At 40.1% G+C, this 5,438-nt stretch carries 6 protein-coding genes; 1 reads left to right on the top strand and 5 read right to left on the bottom strand.

Going from position 1 to position 5,438, the window contains the following annotated elements:
• On the top strand, positions 1-540 hold a 540-nt coding region (locus tag AAC037_RS19005; RefSeq protein ID WP_339904818.1), incomplete at its 5' end, for an MIP/aquaporin family protein.
• Between the two features lie 194 nt (positions 541-734).
• Here AAC037_RS19005 and rodA read toward each other — a convergent pair.
• The 5 genes from rodA to AAC037_RS18980 all read right to left on the bottom strand — a co-directional run.
• Complete coding sequence (gene rodA, locus AAC037_RS19000; RefSeq protein WP_339904816.1) at positions 735-2,009, bottom strand: rod shape-determining protein RodA; 1,275 nt, start codon at positions 2,007-2,009, stop codon at positions 735-737.
• Positions 2,010-3,812 carry a penicillin-binding protein 2 gene (gene mrdA, locus AAC037_RS18995; protein ID WP_339904814.1) on the bottom strand — a complete coding sequence of 601 codons (1,803 nt, stop codon included), beginning with the start codon at positions 3,810-3,812 and terminating at the stop codon, positions 2,010-2,012.
• Positions 3,813-4,334 carry a rod shape-determining protein MreD gene (locus AAC037_RS18990; protein ID WP_339904813.1) on the bottom strand — a complete coding sequence of 174 codons (522 nt, stop codon included), beginning with the start codon at positions 4,332-4,334 and terminating at the stop codon, positions 3,813-3,815.
• Positions 4,331-5,164 (bottom strand): rod shape-determining protein MreC, encoded by an 834-nt coding sequence (gene mreC / locus AAC037_RS18985; protein ID WP_339904812.1) that lies wholly within the window; start codon positions 5,162-5,164, stop codon positions 4,331-4,333. Before mreC ends, AAC037_RS18990 begins: the two co-directional genes overlap by 4 nt.
• A 7-nt stretch (positions 5,165-5,171) precedes the next feature.
• On the bottom strand, positions 5,172-5,438 hold a 267-nt coding region (locus AAC037_RS18980), incomplete at its 5' end, for a rod shape-determining protein (RefSeq protein WP_339904811.1).

Here is a 5,438-nt window from a genome sequence, read left to right as displayed (position 1 = left end):
GCTTTGGCAGTTGTAGGTGATTTTGGTTGGGAGTTGCTTCCCGGCTATGTTTTGGCCCAGGTGTTGGGCGCAATGCTCGGGGCCGGAGTGGCTTATTTGATATATAAGGATCATTTTGATATTACTGAGGACCCCGGGTTAAAATTCGCTCCATTTGGCACAGCTCCGGCTATTAGGAATTTGTCTTCAAACTTTATTTCTGAAGTGGTTGGTACTTTTGTACTTATTATTGTTATTCTTTATTCCACCGGTCCGGTTATAGATGATGGAAATGGCACTCCCATTGGCTTGGGTTCCATAGGCGCTTTGCCTGTCGCCTTTTTAGTTTGGGTAATAGGTCTTTCCTTAGGTGGTACCACTGGTTATGCCATCAACCCGGCCAGAGACCTGGGGCCTAGGTTCATGCATCAATTACTGCCGATTAAGGGAAAAGGTGGCTCCGATTGGAGTTACAGTTGGGTGCCTATTGTAGGCCCTCTCCTTGGTGCAGCTTTAGCAGGAGGGCTTTTTTTACTCTTAGGAAACACTGCAGCTACTTAGGAAAAGCTTTTAACTTTCTTAGATAAAACAGACTAATCAAGGTGGAGAATAATTTTGGCGGTATTGTTTAAGGAGAACAGTACCGCCAAAATAGCATGCATTTATACAAAAGAGAGCAAATGTATTCAGCTGCATTAACTTTGCCAATAAGGTCTTTAATTGCAAAGGAAGGCTGTCAAAGTTTAGCTTCACCCCTAGTAACTCCTTCCAAGTATTTGAATTCTATTGGAGTCAAGCTTAATGAAGATAAATAGCAATATAGTAAATGACCAAAGAGAAGATCCGCCATAACTGAAAAATGGAAGGGGAATACCTACTACAGGAAATAGGCCGATGGTCATGGCTATATTGATCGTAAAGTGGAAAAACAATAAGCTGACCACACAATACCCATAAATCCTTGAAAAGCGTGTTTTCTGTCTTTCTGCCAGAAAGACGAGCCGAAGCAATAAAGCCACAAATAAGGAAATCATAACCAGGCTGCCTATCCATCCAAATTCCTCTCCCAAGGTACAGAAAATAAAGTCTGTATGCTGTTCAGGTACAAAGTCAAATTTTGTCTGTGTGCCTTCCAGATAACCCTTCCCAAATAAACCTCCGGAACCAATGGCGATTTTAGATTGAGTAACATTCCAACCCACACCCAAAGGGTCTACACCCGGATCAAACAATACCATGATTCTGTTTTGTTGATGATCAGGGAGCTTTTCTACTACATAGTCCAGACTTAATGCGTAGGCAGTCATGATGCAGCCTAATAGAAGAAATCCCAAAGCATTTTTCCACGACTTTTTACTCAATATTATCAGTAAGAGAATAAGGGCAGCAATGCTTCCAAATAGATAAAGATTGTTTTCAATGGCGAGGGTAAGAATTGTCAAACCCACCAAAGCCAAGCCGATAACATAGTACTTCTGAGGCATGCCTTCCCTATAGAGCATGATAAAAAAAGCACTGTAGACCATGGCTGTACCTGTATCAGGCTGAAGTAGGATAAGCGCAATAGGAAGAAAGATCAGCCCTACAGCTTTCATTTGATCTTTAAGTTTGCTTAAATCAAAGCTTGGGTTTTCCATTAACTTGGCCAAAACCAATGCTGTGGCAAATTTGGTAAACTCTGCCGGCTGCAACCTGAAAATCCCCAGTTCAAACCAAGCCCTTTGGCCATTGATCTCTTTACCTATAAAAGGGGTGAGCAAAAGTATAAGGATAAAAACAGCATACAATACCAGGCTAAGGTTGTGGAATAGTCGGTAGTCTGCTACCATAATGATAATGATCAATATAACGGCCGTCCCAATCCAAATCAATTGTTTCCCTGAATTTATTGAAAAGTCAAAAATGGATGTGGCGTTTTGTTCATCATATACTGCAGCATAGATATTTAGCCAGCCGATGAAAACAAGTGCAAAATATAGCCCAATGGTTACCCAGTCTATTTTATGTAAATTGGTGTCTTTCTGTCTCACTTAGTAAATAAAATCTCCTTTTAGCACATATTCCTCCAATTCCGGTCTATTGATTTCCCCTGTCAGGTACTTTTCTATCAAAAGGCTCGCAGTACTTGCCGCTGCTCTTCCTCCCCATCCTGCATTTTCCACATAGACTGAAATGGCAATTTTCGGATCATCTTTGGGAGCAAAAGCAATAAAAACCGAATGGTCTTCTCCTGCAGGGTTTTGGGCTGTCCCGGTCTTTCCGGCGATTTCAATATCTTCCATTATGGCCCTGGTAGCAGTGCCATATAGCGCCTCGGCCATTGCATTCTGTATTAAATCGAAATGTTTGGCATCAATTCCGGAATCTCTTTTTTCTTTAAACTTATCAGGTATTCTGGAGGGATCATCGTCGATGGCCTTAATTAAATGAGGCGTAAAATAATAGCCCTTATTGGCAAAAATGGCTGCAAGATTTGCCATTTGAAGCGGCGTAACCAACATTTCACCCTGCCCAATAGACAAAGAGTAAATGGTTGAATATTTCCAACGCCCTTTCCCATAAATTTTATCATAGAGGGCACTTGAAGGGATTGAGCCTGATTTTTCACCATGAGTATCTATTCCAAGTCGATTGCTCAACCCAAATTTTAGCACAGATTCTCTCCATTTGTCCAATCCTATTTGCGTATCCGTATAGGTGTTGGAGGAAACTTCCTGATTGATTACCTGCCTAAATGCTTGATGGTAATAGGGATTGCACGAATTTCTGATGGCTCCAAAAAGGTTTACAGGAGAGGGGTGATTGTGGCAATTGACCAATGCCTTGTTACAAGCAAAAGTTGTGTTTGGCGTAATGATTCCCTCTTGAAGGCCGATTAGGGATTGTACAATCTTAAATATTGAACCCGGAGGGTACATGGCCATGATTGGCCGATTAAATAGTGGTTTTTCCGGGTCTTTGTTCAAAACTTCATAGTTTTCTCCAAACTTTGCTCCGGTAAGTACATTGGGGTCATAAGAGGGGGCCGAAATGATGGAAAGAATCTCTCCGGTCTTGGGCTCGATGGCCACCACTGAGCCACGTTTACCTTCCATAAGGTGTTCACCATAAAGTTGTAAGTTTAAGTCTATGGTAGACTGAAGGTTCTCACCTGGTAGGGATAGGGTGTCTAGGTCTCCATTTTTAAAGGCCCCTTTTTCTATTCCTCTTACGTTGACCAATTTGTATTTTACGCCTTTCTTACCACGGAGTTCGGGTTCATAATAAGATTCGATTCCACTGTGACCAACATAATCACCTTGGACATAATAGTTGCTACTGTCTCGGGAAAGTTGAGAACCACTAATTTCTCCAATATAGCCCAGGACATTTGCTGCTGAAGATCTCGGGTAAGAACGAACAGACCTGGTCATTACAAACAGGCCTTTATAATCGATTAGAAAATCTTGAACTTTGGCAAAATCCTCTTTAGAAATTTGTTTGATTAATGGGTATGGCTTAACCCAGGAATATTTTTTTGCAGCAGTGAAATTTTCTATTAAGCTTTCTTTTTCTATTTCAAATAACTCACAAAATCTGGTGGTGTCTTTCAGGCTAAAATCTTTTGGGATAACCATTAGATCAAATACAGGATCATTGAATACCATTAAAGAATTATTCCTGTCATACACCAGGCCCCGGTAAGGGTGGTCGACTACTCTCTGAATGGCATTTCGTTCTGCTTTTCTTAGATAGCTATCATCCGTTACTTGTATCAAAAATAATTTACCCAATAAAATTAAGGCAATTACCCCAATGGTTATGGCAACGACTAAAGACCTACCTGTGTACATTTATACTACCCTTTCTTTTTTGTAAAATATTGCCTGAACGATGGTTCCCAATAGAAATGTGAAAACCAGACTGCTCAATACTCTTATAACGAGCGGGAGGTACAATTGTGTTCCTAAACTATCAATATAAAAAAATATAAAATGGTGAATAAGGATTAGCGGTAAACTATAAAAAATGTACCAGCCTATTCCCATATTTAATAAAGTAGGAGGGACGTTATCATCATACCCTCCTGTGGGCATGATCACTTTAATCCAGGTATTCCGTACAAAAGCCAGAAACACAGTGCTAGCGGCATGAATTCCGAAACTGTCATAAAATAAATCGATTAGCAAGCCCAAGAAAAAACCTATTAACAATAACGGGATTGTGGGCACTTCATGGGGCAGGTTGAGAAGGAAAAATACGTATAAAAAGCTAAATGCATAACCAAATAGGACCAGATCCTTCAGGATAAATACCTGGACCAGAAAGTAAATAAAAAAGCTTAAGCTATACTTGAGTATTTTAACTGTTGTCATTGATTAGGGGTCACCATTTCCATTTCCAAACTATCTATTTCTTCACGGAGATCATTCTTCACCAGATATACGAAGTTGAGTTTACTAAAGTCTGCTCCTAAACTAATCGTAATATCTAGATAATTGGTCTCGCTTCCTTGGGAAACATCCTTCACTTTACCTATGGGCAAGCCTTCAGGGAAAACTGCATTGTATCCTGAAGTCACAATTTCCAGTCCCGGTTCCACCTTTACATGACGGGGCACGTATAGCAGTTTTGCTTCATTGGAGTTTACCCCATCCCATTTTGTAGAGCCAAAGACTTCGGACTTCTTTATTTTAGATGAAATCAGAAGGTCAGTGTGTAGCAGAGATATTACAGAAGAAAAATGACTGCTCGTACCTTTTACCCGACCAACAATTCCTTGTTCATTGAAAACGCCCATGCCTTCCTCCACACCATCTAAACTGCCTTTATTTAACGTGATATAATTTTGACTTAGGTTGATAGAATTATTAATCACTCTAGCCGACCAGAAGTTGAAATGATTACTAAAGGAACTGTCTAAATTGAAATAAGCGGAATCAGAAATGGTAGTCATCTTATCCAACCGATTAAGCAAAGAGGCATTTTTTTCAGCCAAGGCTTTATTGGTGGAATTAAGGGTAAAATAAGAGACAATATTGTTTTTTGAAGACAATAATCGCCCCGTAAATTTATTGCTACTATTAAAATAAACTGCTCCCTGTGGTGAATTATGCGTGAAAATAATCCCCAATGCCAGTAATTCCAGAATCAGAAAAAGAATAAATGCCCTTAGTCTATATAAAAATAGAAAGATTTGTTGCATCTTCTTTTTAAGTCATGAGAACGGTTCTGAATTGGTTGATATTTTTCAAGGCGTTTCCTGTACCCCTCACCACGGCTCTCAATGGATCCTCGGCTATGTGTATGGGCAGCTTGGTTTTCTGATGTAACCTTCGATCCAAACCTTTCAACAAAGCTCCTCCTCCTGTTAAGTGGATACCATTGTCATAAATGTCAGCAGAAAGTTCCGGAGGAGCGATCTCCAATGCCTTGAGTACAGCCTCTTCAATTTTAGAAACTGACTTGTCAAGTGCAAA

The organism is uncultured Cyclobacterium sp., assembly GCF_963976465.1.
Classification (GTDB): Bacteria; Bacteroidota; Bacteroidia; order Cytophagales; family Cyclobacteriaceae; genus Cyclobacterium.
The sequence above is the reverse complement of the archived record's forward strand: the minus strand, read 5'-3'. Positions and strand labels throughout refer to the sequence as shown.